14 protein-coding genes and 1 riboswitch are annotated in these 17615 nt (G+C 63.6%); of the genes, 11 read left to right on the top strand and 3 right to left on the bottom strand.

Features of this window, described 5'->3' with window-relative positions:
* The first annotated feature begins 84 nt into the window (after positions 1-84).
* The 8 genes from ISX93_RS09925 to ISX93_RS09890 all read left to right on the top strand — a co-directional run bounded on the left by ISX93_RS09925 (position 85) and on the right by ISX93_RS09890 (position 8594).
* Positions 85-690: a TetR/AcrR family transcriptional regulator gene (locus ISX93_RS09925; protein ID WP_195778562.1), complete on the top strand. Its 606-nt coding sequence runs from the start codon at positions 85-87 to the stop codon at positions 688-690.
* Positions 691-1208: 518 nt separating this feature from the next.
* A complete protein-coding gene (locus ISX93_RS09920) occupies positions 1209-2078 on the top strand; it encodes an alpha/beta fold hydrolase (protein WP_219841006.1) in 870 nt (289 codons plus the stop codon).
* A 27-nt stretch (positions 2079-2105) separates the two neighbouring features.
* Positions 2106-3104, top strand: a complete 999-nt coding sequence (locus tag ISX93_RS09915; protein WP_219841005.1) for a VOC family protein — start codon at positions 2106-2108, stop codon at positions 3102-3104.
* Positions 3105-3115: 11 nt separating this feature from the next.
* The gene (mhpA, locus tag ISX93_RS09910; RefSeq protein ID WP_195778561.1) at positions 3116-4840 is read left to right on the top strand and encodes a bifunctional 3-(3-hydroxy-phenyl)propionate/3-hydroxycinnamic acid hydroxylase MhpA; all 1725 of its coding nucleotides are present in this window, start codon (positions 3116-3118) and stop codon (positions 4838-4840) included.
* Positions 4837-5637: a 2-keto-4-pentenoate hydratase gene (locus tag ISX93_RS09905; RefSeq protein ID WP_195778560.1), complete on the top strand. Its 801-nt coding sequence runs from the start codon at positions 4837-4839 to the stop codon at positions 5635-5637. Before mhpA ends, ISX93_RS09905 begins: the two co-directional genes overlap by 4 nt.
* Before the next feature lie 63 nt (positions 5638-5700).
* A complete protein-coding gene (locus ISX93_RS09900; RefSeq protein ID WP_195778559.1) occupies positions 5701-6645 on the top strand; it encodes an acetaldehyde dehydrogenase (acetylating) in 945 nt (314 codons plus the stop codon).
* An 11-nt stretch (positions 6646-6656) separates the two neighbouring features.
* A complete protein-coding gene (gene dmpG, locus ISX93_RS09895) occupies positions 6657-7679 on the top strand; it encodes a 4-hydroxy-2-oxovalerate aldolase (protein ID WP_195778558.1) in 1023 nt (340 codons plus the stop codon).
* Positions 7680-7721: 42 nt separating this feature from the next.
* A complete protein-coding gene (locus ISX93_RS09890; RefSeq protein ID WP_195778557.1) occupies positions 7722-8594 on the top strand; it encodes a lysophospholipid acyltransferase family protein in 873 nt (290 codons plus the stop codon).
* A 146-nt stretch (positions 8595-8740) separates the two neighbouring features.
* Here ISX93_RS09890 and ISX93_RS09885 read toward each other — a convergent pair whose 3' ends face one another.
* Positions 8741-10585, bottom strand: a complete 1845-nt coding sequence (locus ISX93_RS09885) for a DUF1302 domain-containing protein (RefSeq protein WP_308705313.1) — start codon at positions 10583-10585, stop codon at positions 8741-8743.
* An 80-nt stretch (positions 10586-10665) separates the two neighbouring features.
* Complete coding sequence (locus ISX93_RS09880) at positions 10666-12348, bottom strand: fatty acid--CoA ligase (protein WP_195778555.1); 1683 nt, start codon at positions 12346-12348, stop codon at positions 10666-10668.
* Positions 12349-12528: 180 nt separating this feature from the next.
* On the opposite strand from ISX93_RS09880, the gene ISX93_RS09875 reads away from it, so the two are divergent.
* Positions 12529-13704: an acetyl-CoA C-acyltransferase gene (locus tag ISX93_RS09875; protein ID WP_195778554.1), complete on the top strand. Its 1176-nt coding sequence runs from the start codon at positions 12529-12531 to the stop codon at positions 13702-13704.
* 827 nt (positions 13705-14531) lie between these two features.
* Here ISX93_RS09875 and ISX93_RS09870 read toward each other — a convergent pair.
* Positions 14532-15161: a LysE family translocator gene (locus ISX93_RS09870; protein WP_195778553.1), complete on the bottom strand. Its 630-nt coding sequence runs from the start codon at positions 15159-15161 to the stop codon at positions 14532-14534.
* A gap of 82 nt (positions 15162-15243) precedes the next feature.
* Here ISX93_RS09870 and ISX93_RS09865 point away from each other — a divergent pair, with 82 nt between their 5' ends.
* Together ISX93_RS09865 and ISX93_RS09860 are read left to right on the top strand one after the other, a co-directional pair.
* The gene (locus tag ISX93_RS09865) at positions 15244-16197 is read left to right on the top strand and encodes a 2-hydroxyacid dehydrogenase (RefSeq protein ID WP_229732147.1); all 954 of its coding nucleotides are present in this window, start codon (positions 15244-15246) and stop codon (positions 16195-16197) included.
* A gap of 110 nt (positions 16198-16307) precedes the next feature.
* Positions 16308-17306 (top strand): class I SAM-dependent methyltransferase, encoded by a 999-nt coding sequence (locus ISX93_RS09860; RefSeq protein WP_195778551.1) that lies wholly within the window; start codon positions 16308-16310, stop codon positions 17304-17306.
* 146 nt (positions 17307-17452) lie between these two features.
* A riboswitch (yybP-ykoY riboswitch) is annotated at positions 17453-17569 on the top strand.
* Positions 17570-17615 lie beyond the last annotated feature (46 nt).

The raw sequence follows: 17615 nt of genomic DNA, 5'->3' as shown, positions 1-17615 counted from the left end.
GCGCTGGCATGGAAAGGGTTTCTTGATTATCATTGAACACATATGTTCAACAGTCGACACGATTTTTTCCAAGAGTCCGCAATCATGACCCCGGTCCAGAAACGCCTGCACACCGCCGCCCTGCAACTGTTCGCCGAGAAGGGCGTCAGCGAGATCACCGTCAGCGAGCTGGCACAGGTGGCCGGCGTGGCGCGCGGCACCGTCTACAACAACCTCGGCTCGATCGAGTCGCTGTTTGCCGATGTGGCCAACCAGCTGAGCGCGGAGATGAACCAGCGCGTGGTGAAAAGCGCCGATCCGCAGCTGGAACCGGCCCAGCGTCTGGCCAACGGTATTCGCTTCTATATCCGTCGCGCCCATGAGGAGCCGCAGTGGGGCGGCTTCATCATCCGCTATGCCTCCTGCACCCAGTCCCTGCAGGAGCTCTGGACCGGCCCGCCGGTGCAGGACGTCCTCGCCGGGCTGGCGCTGTCGCGCTACACCTTCGACCAGTCGATGCTGACCAGCGTGATGTCAATGATCGGTGGTTCGGTGATGGCTGCCATTCTGCTGGTGCTCGACGGGCGCAAGACCTGGCGCGATGCCGGCAGCGAAACCGCCGAGCTGATACTGCGCGCCCTCGGCCTTGACCCGGCAGAAGCGCACCGCCTGGCCCACCTCGAGCTGCCGCCGCTGGCAGCCGCCGACTGATAAAAACCCTCCGTACCTGTTAGGTGTTGCATGAGTCCCCCCTACCCGAGCGGGAGAGGGCTGGGGAGAGGGCATTAGTCGGTGGCTGTTGCACTCCCCTCTCCCTAACCCTCTCCCCAAAGGGGCGAGGGGACAATATGCAGCTGTAGCCCGGATGCAATCCGGGACAATTGTCCTTGGCGGCGCTGACCCCGGAATGCCGGGCTACGCGGCTGACTGATACTCCCCTTGCTGCGCCTGCCTGACTCGCCGGCACCACACAGTTGACTGGCGCCCCCGCCAGCCTTGCGACATGCCTGCCCTGCGCGCCTGAAAGCCCTCCCCCGCCGCACTTCCCCCGATTGGCCCGAGCACTGCTCGCAGCCCTTCCGGACGGCTGACACTTTTATTTTTAAATGAACACTTGTGTTCAATTATGATCGTGTTAGTATTTTTAAATGCACTGGTGATCAGACGGCAATTCAGCCCAGCCCCGCCAGTCGCACCCCATGACCACCACCGCGATACTGGAGCCAAACATGAACCAAGCCGTAACCATTCCAGGGATGACCTCCCGCACCGTCACTGTCGGCAAACGGCAGATCTTCGTCAGCGAAGTCGGCACGGGCTATCCGCTACTCATGCTGCATGGCGGCGGCGGCGGTGCTTCGGGGCTGTCGAACTACTCGCGCAACATCGAGGCACTGTCGCGCCACTTCCGTGTGGTGGTGGCCGACATGCCCGGCTACGGCCAGTCGACCAAGGGCGTTGACCGCAATGACCCCTTTGGCGATCTGGCGCAGTCGATGCTCGGCCTGCTGGATGCGCTGCAGATCAAGCGTGCCCATGTGGCGGGCAACTCCCTCGGCGGCGCCTGTTCCCTGCGCATGGCGCTGGAGGCACCGAATCGTGTATCCGCGCTGGTGCTGATGGGGCCCGCCGGCGTCGGCATTACCCGCGCCCTGCCGACAGCCGGCCTGAAGCATTTGCTCAACTACTACAAGGGCAGCGGCCCGTCGCGGGAAAAGCTCACCACCTTCATCCGCGACTATCTGGTCTACGACGGCAGCCTGGTTTCCGACGCCATGATCGAAGAGCGCTACCTCGCCAGCATCGATCCGGAAGTGGTCGCCTCCCCGCCGCTGCGTTCGCCCAGCAGCCTGAAAATCGCCATACGCATGGACTTCACCCGTGATCCGCGGCTGCACACCTGTCCAGTGCCGACCCTCGCGCTGTGGGGCACCGAAGACAAGGTCAACCGTCCCAGCGGCGGCAAGGCCCTGCAGGAGCGCATGCCCGACTGCGACCTCTACCTGTTCTGCAAGACCGGCCACTGGGTGCAGTGGGAGCGCGCTGAAGAGTTCAACGGCGTGGTCACCAGTTACCTGATGGCGCGCACACCGCGCTAATCCATCGACGGCAGGAGTAGATGAACCATGGCAAAAGTGAACACCCCGCGTCCTGACCTGTTCGGCAAGGTCCGCATGGGCTATGTGCTGGTCGAGTCGCACAAGCTCGATGACTGGCAACGCTTTACCCGCGACGCCCTCGGCCTGGACGTGCAGCAGGACGGCGACAGCCTGGTCTGCCGCCTCGACGAACATGCCCGGCGTCTGGTCATCAGCCCCGGCGCGCTGGAAGACGTGGCGGCGCTCGGCTATCAGCTCGACGACCAGGCCAGCCTGGAAACCGTGCTGCAGCGTCTGCACCAGCACGGTGTGGCCGTGGAAAAAGGCGATGCCCGTGGCGCCGCCCTGCGCGGGGTCGAAGCCTACTGGCGCTGCATCGGCCCCAAGGACCTGCCGGTCGAGTTCTATGTCACGCCACTGCTGAGCGCTGCACCGCTGTCGATGCTGGCCAGCGGCTACCTGACCGGCAGCGCCGGCATGGGCCACGTGGCGATCACCTCGCGCAAACCGGAGGCCATGCTGGCGTTCTGGCAGGAAATTCTCGATGCGCGGCACAGCGACGACATCGAGCAGCAGATGGGCGGCCTGATGCTGGATATCCGCTTCCTGCGCCTGAACCAACGTCATCATTCGGTGGCTGTAGCCTGCACCCGCGGCAGGCGCATGGACCCGATACGCACCCGCGTCCAGCACATGAACATCCAGTGCGCGACGCTGGAGGACATGACCGCGGCGTTCCAGCGCTGCCGCAAGCTGGGCTACCGCATCATGATGGGCGTTGGCCAGCACACCAACGACCGCGAGCTGTCGTTCTACGTGCAGAGCCCGTCCGGTTTCGAGATCGAATACGGCTGGGACCCCATCGCGGTCGACGAGCAAAACTGGCAGCCGACCCTGCACCAGGGCATCAGCACCTGGGGCCACAAGCCACTCGACCACAACCTGCTTGATGAACTGCGCCAGGCCGCGCGCGCCGTGCGCTCGCTGCTGCGCCGCGAATACACCCCATTCGAACCCAAGCACTGAGGGTCCTGCACATGAACACTACACACCCTGATCAAACTGTTGACGTCGTTATCTCCGGGCTCGGCCCGACCGGCCTGACCTTGGCTCACCTGCTCGGCAAGCGCGGCCTGTCGGTCGTGGTGCTGGAGCGCGAGCCGCAGTTCTACGGCAATGCCCGCGCGGTCTACACCGACGACGAATGCCTGCGCATCTTTCAGGCCGCCGGCATCGCCGAAGAGCTGACCAAAGACATGCTGCTCAATGCCACCTTCCAGTGGGTGCTGCCCGATGGCGAGGTGCTGCACCAGCTGATCCAGACCGCCCGCCCCTATGGCTGGCCGGCCAACAACCTGTTCTATCAGCCACTGCTGGAAACCAGCCTGGCTGACGGACTGGCGCGCTACCCGCAGGTCAGCGTACGTCGCGGGCGCGAATTTACCCGTTTCACCCAGGATGCCAACGGCGTCAACGTGATGCACATCGCCAGTCGTGGCGCGCAGTACAGCAAGCAGGCGCCGGTGCAGGGCGAAACACCGGCAGCGCAGGAGGGCGAAGAAGTGCTGCGCGCCCGCTACTTCGTTGCCTGCGACGGTGGCCGCAGCGCCGTGCGTGCGCAACTGGGCATCAACATGACCGGCAAGAGCTTCCCCAACCCGTGGATCGTGGTCGACATCAAGCAGAAAGACGGCGAGGACTGCCTGCGCCACCTGCCCTATTTCAGCTTCATCTGCGACCCCGAGTGCCCGACCGTCAGCTGCCGCCAGCCCTACGGCCATCACCGCTTCGAGTTCATGCTGATGCCCGGCCAGACCAGGGAGTACATGGAGCAGCCGGAAACCGTGCGCGCCTACCTGAGCAAGTACGTGGACGTGAGCAAGGTCGAGATCCTGCGCAGCCTGGTCTACACCTTCAACGCGCTGGTCGCCGAGCAGTGGCGCGACGGCCGCGTGTTCCTCGCCGGCGACGCCGCGCACATGACCCCGCAGTTTGTCGGTCAGGGCATGAACGCCGGGGTGCGCGATGCCTACAACCTGGCCTGGAAACTCGACGCCGTGCTCCGTGGTCAGGCCCGCGACAGCCTGCTCGACAGCTACCAGAGCGAGCGCCGGCCGCATGCCAAGGCGATGATCGACCTGTCGATCCACATGAAGAATTTTGTCTCCACCGCCAACCCGCTGCTCGGTGCGCTGCGTAATGTCGCCACCCGCACGGCACGGCGCACCCCCGGCCTGCGCGAGTTCCTCAGCGAGGCCAAGTTCAAGCCGCGGCCACGCTACGAGGCGGGAGCGTATTTCGGTCTGCCGCGCCAGCGCCGCGCCGGGCTGGAAGGCGAGCAACTGCCACAGCCGACAGTGGTCGACCGGGAGAATCGCCCGCTGCTGCTGGATGAAGCCCTGGGCCAGGGCTATGCACTGATCGGTTTCGCCGTCGATCCGCGGCAGTCGCTGTCGGCTGCCGACCTGCAACAGCTGGCGCAACTGGATACCCGTTATCTGACCCTGTTCCCGGCCGGCGGCCGGCCACAAGGCAAGGCGGCCGCCAGCACCCCGGCCGGGCTCGGCGAGTGGGAAGACATGAGCGGCGAATGCATCCGCCGCTTCCGCGAAGCCGGTTATGCCGAAGGTGCCGTCGCCATCGTGCGGCCCGACCGTTTCGTGTTTGCCATGGCCAAACCGGGGCAGACGCAATCCGCAGTCCACAGCCTGCTCGAACAACTCGGTCTGCAGGCAGCCAGCCGCCAACAGGAGGCCTCATGAGCCAGCACTCTTCAGCCAGCGCAGCACAGATCGAAGCTGCCGCTTTGGCCTTGCGCGCCGCCCGTGCGGCACAAGCGCCCATTGCACCGATCGCCAGCACCTTCGGTATCACCAGTCTGGCCGACGCCTATGCCGTGCAGGAATTCAACACCCGCGCGGCGCTGAGCCAGGGCCGCCGGCTGGTCGGCCGCAAGATCGGCCTGACCTCGACCGCCGTGCAGCAGCAACTGGGCGTCGACCAGCCGGACTTCGGCATGCTGTTCGCCGACATGGAAGTGCTGGATGGCGGCGAGATCGACTGCAGCCGGCTGATCCAGCCCAAGGCCGAAGGCGAGATTGCCTTTGTCCTTGGCCGCGATCTGCTGCGCGAAGACACCACCCTGGCCGAACTGATGAGCGCGGTGGACTACCTGCTGCCGGCGCTGGAGATCGTCGACTCGGCCATCGAGAACTGGAAGATCAGTCTGGCTGACACCGTCGCCGACAACGCCTCCTCGGCGCTCTATGTGCTGGGCAAGCAGCCGACCCGCCTGTCGGCGCTGGACCTGCGTCTGGAAGGCATGTTGCTGGAAAAGAACGGCGCCCAAGCCTCGATCGGGGTTGGCGCCGCCTGTCTGGGCAACCCGCTGGACGCCTGTCTGTGGCTGGCCCGCACCATGGCCGCCGCCGGGCGCCCGCTGCTGGCCGGTGATGTGCTGCTGTCCGGTGCGCTCGGCCCGATGACCCCGGTGGTTGCCGGCGACCGTCTGCAGCTGCGCCTGACCCGCCTCGGCGAAGTCGGTTGTCGCTTCGTCTGACCCATTCCATTTTCTGACTGGCGCTGTGGAACCAACACGGCGCCGACACAGGAGGCTCACCCCATGAGCAGTCACCGCAAACTGAAAGTCGCCATCATCGGCTCCGGCAACATCGGCACCGACCTGATGATCAAGATCATGCGCAACGCCAAGCACCTGGAGATGGGTGCCATGGTCGGCATCGACCCGTCCTCCGACGGTCTGGCGCGCGCCACCCGTCTTGGTGTGGCGACCACTCATGAAGGCGTCGAAGGTCTGACCCGCCTGCCGGTGTTCGACGACATCGACTTCGTCTTCGATGCCACCTCGGCCACCGCCCACGTCAGCAACGATGCCCTGCTGCGCCAGCTCAAGCCGAGCCTGCGCCTGATCGACCTGACGCCTGCCGCCATCGGCCCGTATTGCGTGCCGGTGGTCAACCTGGACGCACACCTCGACCAGCCCAACGTCAACATGGTCACCTGCGGCGGCCAGGCCACCATTCCGATCGTCGCCGCCATCTCGCGGGTGGCCAAGGTGCACTACGCCGAGATCATCGCCACCATCAGCAGCAAGTCGGCCGGCCCCGGCACCCGCGCCAATATCGACGAATTCACCGAAACCACCTCCAAGGCCCTTGAGCAGGTCGGTGGTGCCGGCAAGGGCAAGGCGATCATCGTGCTCAACCCGGCCGAACCACCGCTGATGATGCGCGACAGCGTGTTCGTCCTCAGCGAAGCCGCCGATCAGGCCGCCATCGCCGGCTCCATCGAGGCCATGGTGCATGCCGTGCACAGCTATGTGCCGGGCTACCGCCTCAAGCAGGCAGTGCAGTTCGACGTCATTCCCGCGTCCGCACCGCTGCATATCCCCGGGCTGGGCAGCTTCTCCGGGCTGAAGACGTCGGTGTTCCTCGAAGTCGAGGGCGCCGCCCATTACCTGCCGTCCTACGCCGGCAACCTCGACATCATGACCTCCGCCGCGCTGGCCACCGCCGAGCGCATGGCCGAGTCGCTGATCAACCTCTGAGGAGAAGCGCCATGACCTTCAACCCCGGCAAGAAACTCTATATCTCCGACGTCACCCTGCGCGACGGCAGCCATGCCATCCGCCACCAGTACTCGATCCAGAACGTGCAGGACATCGCCCGCGCGCTGGACAAAGCCCGCGTGGACTCCATCGAAGTAGCCCATGGCGACGGCCTGCAGGGCTCCAGCTTCAACTACGGGTTTGCCGCGCACACCGATCTGGAGTGGATCGAAGCGGCTGCCGACGTCATCAGCCACGCGAAGATTGCCACCCTGTTGCTGCCCGGCATCGGCACCATCCACGACCTCAAGGCCGCCTATGATGCCGGTGCCCGCGTGGTGCGCGTGGCCACCCACTGCACCGAGGCGGACATCTCGCGCCAGCACATCGACTACGCCCGCGGCTTGGGCATGGACACCGTCGGCTTCCTGATGATGAGCCACATGATTCCGGCCGAGGAACTCGCCCGCCAGGGCAAGCTGATGGAAAGCTACGGCGCCCAGTGCATCTACATGGCCGACTCCGGCGGAGCGATGAACATGCAGGACATCCGCGAGCGCATGCGCGCCTTCAAGGCCGTGCTCAACTCGGATACACAAACCGGCATGCACGCCCACCACAACCTCTCCCTCGGCGTGGCCAACTCGATCACCGCCGTCGAGGAAGGCTGCGACCGCATCGACGCCAGCCTCTCCGGCATGGGTGCCGGCGCCGGCAACGCGCCGTTGGAAGTGTTTATCGCTGCCGCCGAACGCCTTGGCTGGAACCATGGCACCGACCTCTACACCCTGATGGACGCCGCCGACGACATCGTCCGGCCGCTGCAGGACCGTCCGGTACGGGTCGACCGCGAAACCCTCGGACTCGGCTATGCCGGGGTCTACTCCAGCTTCCTGCGCCACGCCGAGGCGGCCTCGGCCAAGTACGGCGTGAAGACCCTCGACATCCTCGTCGAACTGGGCAAACGGCGCATGGTCGGTGGTCAGGAAGACATGATCGTTGATGTGGCGCTGGATCTGCTGGCACGGCGCTGAATCGCCCCCAGACACCCCATTAAACTTCACCCAGGAGCAGCCATGCACAAGTCCAGCGTCCCTTTAGCAGAGATTCCCGGAGTCACCGATTTTCAGCCGCCACCGGTCAAGTCAATGCAGCGCACCCTGCGTGTGGCCAACGCCTACTTCAATCCGCTATTCCTCGGTCTGGATCAACTCGACCTGAGCAAGCCGGCACTCTGGGTAGGCAACCACACGCTCTATGGCTTGCTTGATGTACCGCTGATGTCCGAACACCTGTACCGCGAGCACGGCGTGTTCCTGCGCGGATTGGGTGACCGCGGGCATTTCGCGGTCCCTGGCTGGAGCAAATTGCTGGTCAGCGCCGGCATGGTGCTGGGTACCCCGGAGAACTGCGCCGCGCTGATGCAAAGCGGCCAGCATGTTCTGGTATTCCCCGGCGGCGGGCGAGAGGTGATGCGGCGCAAAGGAGAGGACTACCAGCTTATCTGGAAGAAGCGCACGGGTTTTGCCCGCATGGCCATCGAGCATGGCTACGACATCATCCCGTTTGGCTCGCTGGGAGCAGATGAGAACTTCGACATTTTGCTGGACGCCAAGGACGTGAGCAGTTCGAAACTATGGAAGTTGCTCGACGGCTACCTGAAGCTCAGCGAACGCACCCGCGGCGGCGATATGATTCCGCCGCTTGCCCGTGGCATTGGTGTCAGCCTGATGCCGCGCCCGCAGCGTTACTACTTCGGTTTCGGCAAGCGCATCTCCACCGCGCGTCTGCGCGGCAAATCCGATGACGCCAAGCGCGTCTGGGCGCTGCGAGAGAAGGTTGCCAAAGCCATCGAAGAGCAGCTGGACATGCTGACCGCCTACCGTGAGCAAGACCGCCCGCAGAACTGGAGCGCTTTACGCCGTTTTCTCGCACCCGTGCGCAAATAGCCCGCTATCAATGAGTCATTCGACCGGGTTCTGGACCTGATAGCGGCGAGCCCAGCATGTGCGCGCCGCAGTTCCTAGCCCAGATGCAATCCGGGGGAAATAGATCCTGAGGTGATTAACCCGGACTTCATCCGGGCTGCTCTGACTTAAATGTCTATGCCCAGGCTGAACAACAGAAAGTCCCGATCAGCTCGGGTGTTGAAGTCGCCGCCGAAGAAACTGCTGTAAGTCAGGCTGGCGCGGTAAATGTTCTGGTACTCGGCCTCAAGGCCGATGCTGGTGGCCTTGGCCCCTTCGCTGAGCAGCTCATCCGGGCCATAGCCGGCAACGTCCTGCGACCAGGCCAGATTGGGCTTCAGGGTCAGGCGGGGCAACACCTGCTGGTATTCCCAAGTGGCGCGGGTGCGGTAACCCCAGGCGGTTGAGGTGATGAAACCGTCACCTGAGCAATAGCGCGAAGCATTGTTCAACGGCGCACCGGCTGCATTCAGTTCGTTGGTATTGCGCATCACACAGCTATTGCCCGGCAGGCTGCCGGGGCCGTACACCGGATCGCGCCCGTAACGGGCCTGACTGCGGCTTTCCAGCCCTCCCACCCGCACCAGCGCCACCTCACCTTGCACGGTCATGTGCTGCGCGCCCAGTACCTGATCGAAGGTCTGGCTGAGCGAGCTCTGCAGCTGGCTGATGTCCTTACGCCGGTAGCCGGAGAGTGACTGACCGGGGGCCAGTTGCAGCGGCGACTGGCTGCTGTCGAGTGGCGTTTGTGCTGCGGCCAGCAGATCGACCGTGCTCAGTTGCAACGGCGCATTCGGCCGGTAGCTCAGCTCGCCGGCCCACAGCGTGCCGCTGCGCAGCAAGCTGGAAAAACTCAGGCCCCAGGTCTGCAAGTCTTGCGGATAGCCCATGAAGTACTGGCTGTTGCCGGCCACCACCAGCGGCGCCAGTGCGCCCTGCCCCTGCGCCGCGGTGTAGGTCGCCTGATCCGGCGCACGGATGCCCAGATACGCCTGCCGGCTGTGCACATGCAGGGCATACAAGCCGAAATGGGTGTCCAGCGGTTCGGCGAAATAATGCAGCGCCAGACCGAACTGGCCGCTGGCCGGGGCATCCTGATCGGCCGCACGCTGCACCAGCACCCCTTCATCGGGCACATTCCACTGCACGCCCAGACTTTCCAGCGTTGCCAGCGCGGGTTGACCGTACAGACCGGCGACCTGCTGGCGGGTTTGCAGTACGGCCAGATTGTCGTCACAGCCCTGCGCCAGATAATCCGCTTGAGCAAAGAACGTGCTGCAGTTTTCCGCCACATCCTCCGCACGGCTGAGTTGATAGAAGCCTTCCAGTTCCCAGCGCTCGTTCAGTGCCTGCGACAGATGCAGCAGATTGCTGGGCAGGAACCCCTCACCTAATGGTGTAACCGGCAAGCGATACGCAGAAGCCTGCTGCGGATTCAGCTCATTTAACGCATTGCTGATGAACAGTCCCTCGCCCCAGTTCAGCGTCTGCCGGCCAACACGTACTTCGCCGGGTTGCTGCTCCAAGGCATAGCGCTGGTAAGCGAAGGCTTCCAGCCATTCGCCGCCGGAGGATTTGGCACCCTGCTGACGTCCGCTGTTATCGATCTGGCGGAATGGCAGATGATCGTCCTGCAGGGCGAAGTCATACCAGTAGCGACCGCGCACATAGGCACCGCTGTCCTGATAGCGCAACTCAAGCGCACTGATGCCGCTGAGCTGGCGGCTGATGCTGTCGCCACTGGCATAGTTCAGGCGCGCATCGTCGGAGGCAGTGGACAAGCCACGACCACCGTTATTGGCGCCGATCAGATCTGCGTCCGGGCCCTGGGTTGACCACAGCAGCGCATAGTCCAGCGAGGTATCGAGCTGCGCTTCGACAGCGCCGATATTGAAGGGCACGCCCGCCATGCCAGGCGGACAGACAGCCGACAGCAGGAGCGCAGAAAGGTGGAGGGGAAAAGAAGGTTTCATCACAACCAGAAAGGTAACCGGCCGCATCCCGATGATGCGGCCGGCCCAGTTTACCGCGAAGACGGCTGTAACAAAGATGCTTAGAGCGAAGAGATCACCGAGCTCCCTTCTGTCTGCCACTGCGCGATCTGCAGGCGAATGACCTTCTTGTCGAGCTTGCCGACACTGGTCTTGGGAATTTCGCTGACCAGCGCGATCGAGCGCGGGATGCCCCACTTGTTGATCCGACCCTGGTCGACGAACGGCAGCATGTGCATCTGCAGGCTGGCAGCATCCAGGCTCTCGCCGTCACGCAGCACCACCAGGGCAAAGGGCGTCTCGCCCCAGCGCTCGTCGGGGATGCCGACCACCGCCACCTCCCGTACCGCCGGATGCCGACTGATCAGGTCTTCCAGCTCCAGCGAGGAAATCCACTCGCCACCGGTCTTGATCACGTCCTTGATGCGGTCGCGAATCTCGATCGCACCGCCGGTGCCGATGGCCGCCACGTCGCCGGTATGCAGCCAGCCGCCTTCCCACAGCTCGGCGCTCTTTTCCGGCTCGTTGAAATACGCCATGGTCAGCCAGGGCGCACGCAGTACCAGCTCACCCTGAGCATGGCCGTCGTGCGGCAACGACTTGCCCTCGGCATCGATGATGCGTGCCTGCACCAGCGGTACTGGCACGCCGGCCTTGAGCAGGCTGGCGGTGCGCTGGTCTTCAGTACCAGCCAGATCGCCATCATTGAGGTAGGCACCCGAGATGATCGGGCCGGTTTCCGACATGCCGTAGGCAGTGGTCAGGTGCATGCCGCGTTCCTTGGCGTTCAGGAACAGCGAACGATTGAGTGCCGAGCCACCGATGATCAGCTTCCAGCCCTTGAAGTCGACGCCCTGCGCGGCCTTGGCGTTGAGCACCATCTGCAGGATGGTTGGTACACAGTGGGAGAAGGTTACCTTCTCTTTCTTCCACAGCTCGACCAGAAACTCGGGATCGTAGCGCCCCGGATAGACTTGCTTGAGGCCCAGCATGGTCGCCGCAAATGGCATGCCCCAGGCGTGCACATGGAACATCGGCGTGATCGGCATGTAGACGTCGGAGTTACCCATGATCCGGTTGCCGTCCAGCGAACCGAGGGTAGTGCTGACCGCCAGGGTATGCAGCACCAGTTGCCGGTGGGTGAAGTACACGCCCTTGGGATTGCCGGTCGTGCCGCTGGTGTAGAAGGTGGTGGCCACCGAGTTCTCGTCGAAATCCTGGAAGTCGTAGCACGGGCTGGCGGCCGCGAGCAGGCTTTCGTATTCACCCACCAGGTTGAACAGGTCTGCGGTTTTTTCTTCGCCGTCAGTCAGCAGGATGGTCTTCTGCACTGAATGCAGGTGCGCAGCAATGCCATTGAACACCGGGATGAACTCACTGTTGCACAGGACGAATTTTGCCCCGGCGTGATTCATGGTGTAGGTGATCTGCTCGGGCGACAGACGGATATTGATGGTTTGCAGCACGGCACCGAGCATCGGAATGGCGAACATGCATTCCAGGTAGCGGTGGCTGTCCCAGTCCATCACACCAACCGTATCGCCAGCCTTGACGCCGGCCGCGCTGAGCACGTTGGCCAGCCGCGCGACACGCTCGATCAGGGTCGGATAGGTGTAGCGCACCTTGTCGCGGTAGACGATCTCGCGGTTGCGCTCGTAGCGCACACCGGAGAGCAGCAGGCTCTTGATCAGCAATGGGTACTGGTAGGCATTCTCGGCCGGAGGAATAACGCGCGTCTGCAGCATGACGGTCACCTTTGCATGGAGTTCTTGTTTGGAAGGCGTTACAAAAAAATGCACCGTACACCAATTTGGCGTTGGTTAAAACGAGGTTTTTGGGCGTGACTCTTTTTGCTTTTCCAGTCACATGATAGGATCAAGGCGCAAAACCAGTTTCGCATTCACCCCTTTAAGAGGTAATCCCAGATGTCCGATATCGTTATCGTCAGCAGCGTCCGCACCCCGATGGGCGGTTTCCAGGGCAGCCTTTCCAGCGTCCAAGCCGTCGACCTGGGCGCCATCGCCATCCGCGAGGCCGTTGCCCGCGCCGGCATCCAGCCTGCGGACGTGGAGGAAGTCATCATGGGTTGCGTACTGCCGGCCGGCCTCAAGCAGGGCCCGGCCCGTCAGGCCTCGCTGAACGCCGGCCTGCCAGCGGCCACCGGTTGCACCACCATCAACAAGCTCTGCGGTTCGGGCATGAAGGCGGTGATGCAGGCGCATGATGCGTTGAAAGCCGGCAGCAACACGGTGATGGTCGCCGGTGGCATGGAAAGCATGTCCAACGCGCCCTACATCCTGCCGAAAGTCCGCACCGGCCTGCGCATGGGCCATGCCGAGGTCAAGGACCACATGTTCCTCGACGGCCTGGAAGACGCCCGCACCGGTCGCTTGATGGGCTCCTTCGCCCAGGACACCGCCGACAAGTACGGCATCACTCGCGAGGATATGGACGCCTACGCCATCGAGTCGCTCAAGCGCGCCCAGGCGGCGATCGCCGACGGCTCGCTGGACAGCGAAATCGTTCCGGTCACCGTCGCCGGGCGCAAGGGCGATGTCGTGGTCAAGGACGACGAGCAACCGCTGAATGCCAATCTGGACAAGATCCCCACGCTCAAGCCAGCCTTCAAGAAGGACGGCACCGTTACCGCGGCCAACGCCAGCTCGATCTCCGACGGCGCCAGCGCACTCGTGCTGATGACCGCTGCCGAAGCAGCCAAGCGCGGCCTCAAGCCGGTGGCCAGGATTGTTGCGCATGCCACCCAGAGCCAGGACCCGAGCGAGTTCACCATCGCCCCGGTCGGCGCCTTGAGCAACCTGTTCAAGAAAACCGGCTGGAGCAAGGACGACGTGGATCTGTTCGAGATCAACGAAGCCTTCGCCATGGTCACCATGCTGGCCATGCGCGAGCACGGGCTGGATCATGCCAAGGTCAACGTGTTCGGCGGCGCCTGCGCCCAGGGTCACCCGGTCGGTTCCACCGGCTCGCGGCTGATCGTCACCCTGATCAACGCCCTGCAGCGCAAGGGCGGCAAGCGTGGCGTGGCGTCGCTGTGCATCGGCGGCGGCGAAGCGACGGCGGTGGCCATCGAGCTGCTGTAAGTCTTATCCGTGCATGACAAAGCCCGGCCATTGACCGGGCTTTGTCGTTTCAGGGCATCGCTGATTGTTGCCTCGCACCTGCAGATGTCCACGGATTGGCAATCCGGTGCTGATTTCTGTTCTGTGCCTGGCTGATTATTGCGGTTGATTGACTGTTCTTGTTGCGCCCCGCCGGGCGCCTCACTTTTCTTTGCTTGTGCAAAGCAAAGTAAGCAAAAGAAACACACCCCGGCATACGGGTCTTCGCTGCGCTCAGACTCCCCTCGCTCCGGTGCTGTTCCGAGGGTCGTCTCGAAGGGCCATCCATGGCCCATCGTTCCTCATTTGGCATCCATGCCAAATGCCCCTCTACACAGCACCTGCGCTCGGCCTTCTGACGGGGATGATCCGACTACCGAAACATTTGCGTAGGGTGGAAAACGCCGCTTGCGGCTTTTCCACCGGGCGCGTTTTTGGTGGATAACGCTGCGCGGTTATCCACCCTACTTTCGAATCTGCACGGACTGAAAGTCCCGTCAGGAGGGTGAGCGGAATCGGTGTGGAGGGGGTTGAGCGGCATGGATGCCGCGAGAGCTGCGATGGGCCATGGACGGCCCTTCGCAGCGGGCCCCTGAAGCGCCGATGGAGCGAACGAACCCGGAATGCAGCGAAGCGAAATGAAGGGCCGTATGTCGGGTGCGTTTTCTCTTTGCTTACTTTCTCTTTGCGCAAACAAAGAGGAAGTGAGGCGCCGTGCAAGGCGCAACCAGAGGTCGGGCATCGGAAAAAGCGCGGAGGTCTAGCTCGCAGATGCCAGTCAATAAAGCACCGGATTGCCAATCCTCACCTCAACCCACCTCACTAAACACCAGCCGCACCGCCAGCCCCACCAGCACCAAGCCCATCAGCCGGTCAAACCAGTGGCCCATGCGGGAAAAGCCGCTGCGTACCCGTGAATGACTGAACAGCATTGCTACCAGCGAAAACCAGGCTGCCGTGGCGCAGGCCAGATAAATTCCATAGCCGGCCTGGATCAGCAGCGGCGTGTGCGGATCAATCACCAGCGTAAACAGTGACAGAAAGAACAGCGTCGCCTTGGGATTCAGGCCGTTGGTAATAAACCCGCTGACAAAGGCCCCTCGCGGACTGCGCGCAACCTCCGGCAATTGCGTGCTGGCATCGGCTGCGACGCTCGGCCCGCTGCGCAGTGCCTTGATGCCCAGATACAGCAGATAAGCGGCCGCCAGCCACTTCAGGACATTGAACAGTACAGCCGACTGCGCCACGACCAGACCGATGCCCAGCAGCGAATAAGTGACATGCACGAGAATACCGGCACCGACGCCCAGCGCCGTCCAGGTCCCGGCAGTGCGGCCATGGCTAACGCTTTCGCGCACCACAATGGCAAAATCCGGTCCCGGACTGGCTACGGCCAGCAAATGCACAAACGCGACGGTTAGAAACTCTGTCCAGTACACCAAAGGCTCCTGCTTAAATGTGACGGCTGGCAGGCTAACCTACGCGATCACCCCGCAGCAGGTAAAACCCGTGAGCCAAAATATGCATGCCGTATTTCTCGACCACGCCTCACTGGACCTTGGCGACCTTGATCTGAGCCCGCTGCAGCAATGCTTCGCCAGCCTGCAATTGCACGCACAGAGCAGCCCGGAGCAAGTCAGCGCACGCCTGCACGGCGCCAGCGTGGCGATCAGCAACAAGGTGCCGCTGACGGCCGCCAGCTTTGCCGCCAACCCGCAACTCAAGCTGGTACTGGTTGCGGCTACCGGCACCAACAATGTCGACCTCGCCACCGCACAAGCGCATGGGGTAACTGTCTGCAACTGCCGCGCCTATGGCACGCCTTCGGTGGCGCAGCACACCCTGCTGCTGTTGCTCGCCCTGGCCACCCGCCTGACCGATTACCAGCAGGCGGTGCGCAACGGCGCCTGGCAGCAGGCCAGCCAGTTCTGCCTGCTGGATTTCCCGATCATGGAACTCGAAGGCAAAACCCTCGGCCTGCTCGGCCACGGTGAACTGGGCAGTGCGGTAGGACGCCTGGCCGAAGCCTTCGGCATGCGCGTGCTGCTGGGCCAGCTCCCCGGCCAACCGTTGCGTGAAGATCGCTTGCCGCTGAATGAGCTGCTGCCGCAAGTGGATGCCCTGAGCCTGCACTGCCCGCTGACCGAACAGACCCGCCTGATGATCGGTGCCCGCGAACTGGCCCTGATGAAGCCCAATGCACTGCTGATCAACACCGCGCGCGGGGGATTGGTCGACGAGCAGGCATTGGCTGACACGCTGCGGGCCGGGCATCTGGGCGGTGCCGCCTTCGACGTGCTCAGCGAAGAGCCGCCGCGCCACGGCAACCCACTGCTGGCCGGCGATGTCCCGCGTCTGATCATCACCCCGCACAATGCCTGGGGCAGCCGCGAAGCCCGCCAGCGCATCGTTGGTCAACTGGCTGACAATGCAACCGCCTTCATAGCCGGTGCGCCGGTGCGGATGGTCGGTTAATCTGGTCCAATACATTCAAGCCTGTTCCCTCTCCCCCAGCCCCTCTCCCACAAGTGGGCGAGGGGCGCAAAATACCATCGCCCCTTCAAACCCAACTTTCAGGAAGTTTCATGGACCCACGCAGTGAAGTGCTGCTCCGCCAGGCCGAACTGTTCGCCGGCAATGTCTTGCTCGCCGGGCTGCCCGCCGATGATTTGCTCGGCCGTCTGCCTGAAGCCCATGGGTGGAGCTGGCATGCCGGCGAGCAGGCACAACTGGAAGCACGCTTCCCCGGCCGTAGCCGCTTCGGTACGGCTCCCGACGCAGAGGATTTCACTGCTGCAGTGCTGTTTCTACCAAAATCCCGCGAGCTGACCGATTATCTGCTGCAGGCCCTGGCCTGCCGCCTGCCGGGCCGCGAGCTGTTTCTGGTCGGCGAAAAGCGCGCCGGTATCGAGAGCGCCAGCAAGCAGCTGGCAGCGTTCGGCAAGCCACGCAAGCTGGACAGCGCACGGCATTGCCAGCTATGGCAGGTAACCGTCGAGCAAGTCCCGGCGCAGCCTGTGCTGGAAACGCTGGGGCAACACTTCAGCCTTGAACTGGAAGACGGCCCGCTGCAGGTCATCAGCCTGCCCGGCGTATTCAGCCACGGCCGGCTGGATCGCGGTACAGCCTTGCTGCTCCAGCACCTTGACCGGCTACCCAGCGGGCACCTGCTGGATTTCGGCTGCGGTGCCGGGGTACTCGGCGCCGTACTCAAGCGCCGCTACCCGGCCAGCCAGGTCAGCCTGCTGGATGTGGATGCCTTCGCCATCGCCAGCAGCCGCCTGACCCTGGCGGCCAACGGCCTGCAGGCCGAAGTGCTGGCGGGTGACGGCATCCATGCCGCTCCGAGCGGCTTGGCGGCGATCCTCAGCAATCCGCCGTTCCACCAGGGCGTGCACACCAGCTACGCGGCCACCGAGCAGTTGCTCCGCGAAGCGGCCAGCCACCTGCAGGGCCGCGGCGAAATCCGCCTGGTGGCCAACAACTTCCTGCAATATGCGCCACTGATCGAGAAGCACCTGGGCCCCTGCCGCACCCTGGCGGCGGCCGACGGCTTTCATGTCTACCGGGCCGTGCGCCCTTGATGGGACAGCTGTCAGTCGGCAAAACCCGCCAGGCGCCCGCCTGCTGGCGATGTTTCACCGCACCTGATCGCCAGCAAGCTGGCTCCTGCAGGGGCGCTGTTGACGGTTAGGCGACCTTGCCGCAAGCCCACGGGCCGGGCATAATCCGCACCGTCCTAGGGGAGTAGTCTCCCGTGAGCGCCCGCTCACCCGGCATGCGTCAACATACTTGGTCAGCCGACCATGGTGCATGCGACCCCTGGCTCCTCGAGAGCCTTGGGTTTGACCAGACCTATGACACGCACACCTCACCCGGGGCGGGAAGGTCGT

Source organism: Pseudomonas sp. N040 (assembly GCF_015637705.1).
Taxonomy (GTDB): domain Bacteria; phylum Pseudomonadota; class Gammaproteobacteria; order Pseudomonadales; family Pseudomonadaceae; genus Aquipseudomonas.
Note: the sequence above shows the minus strand (reverse complement) of the source record. Positions and strands in the feature narration are given on the sequence as shown.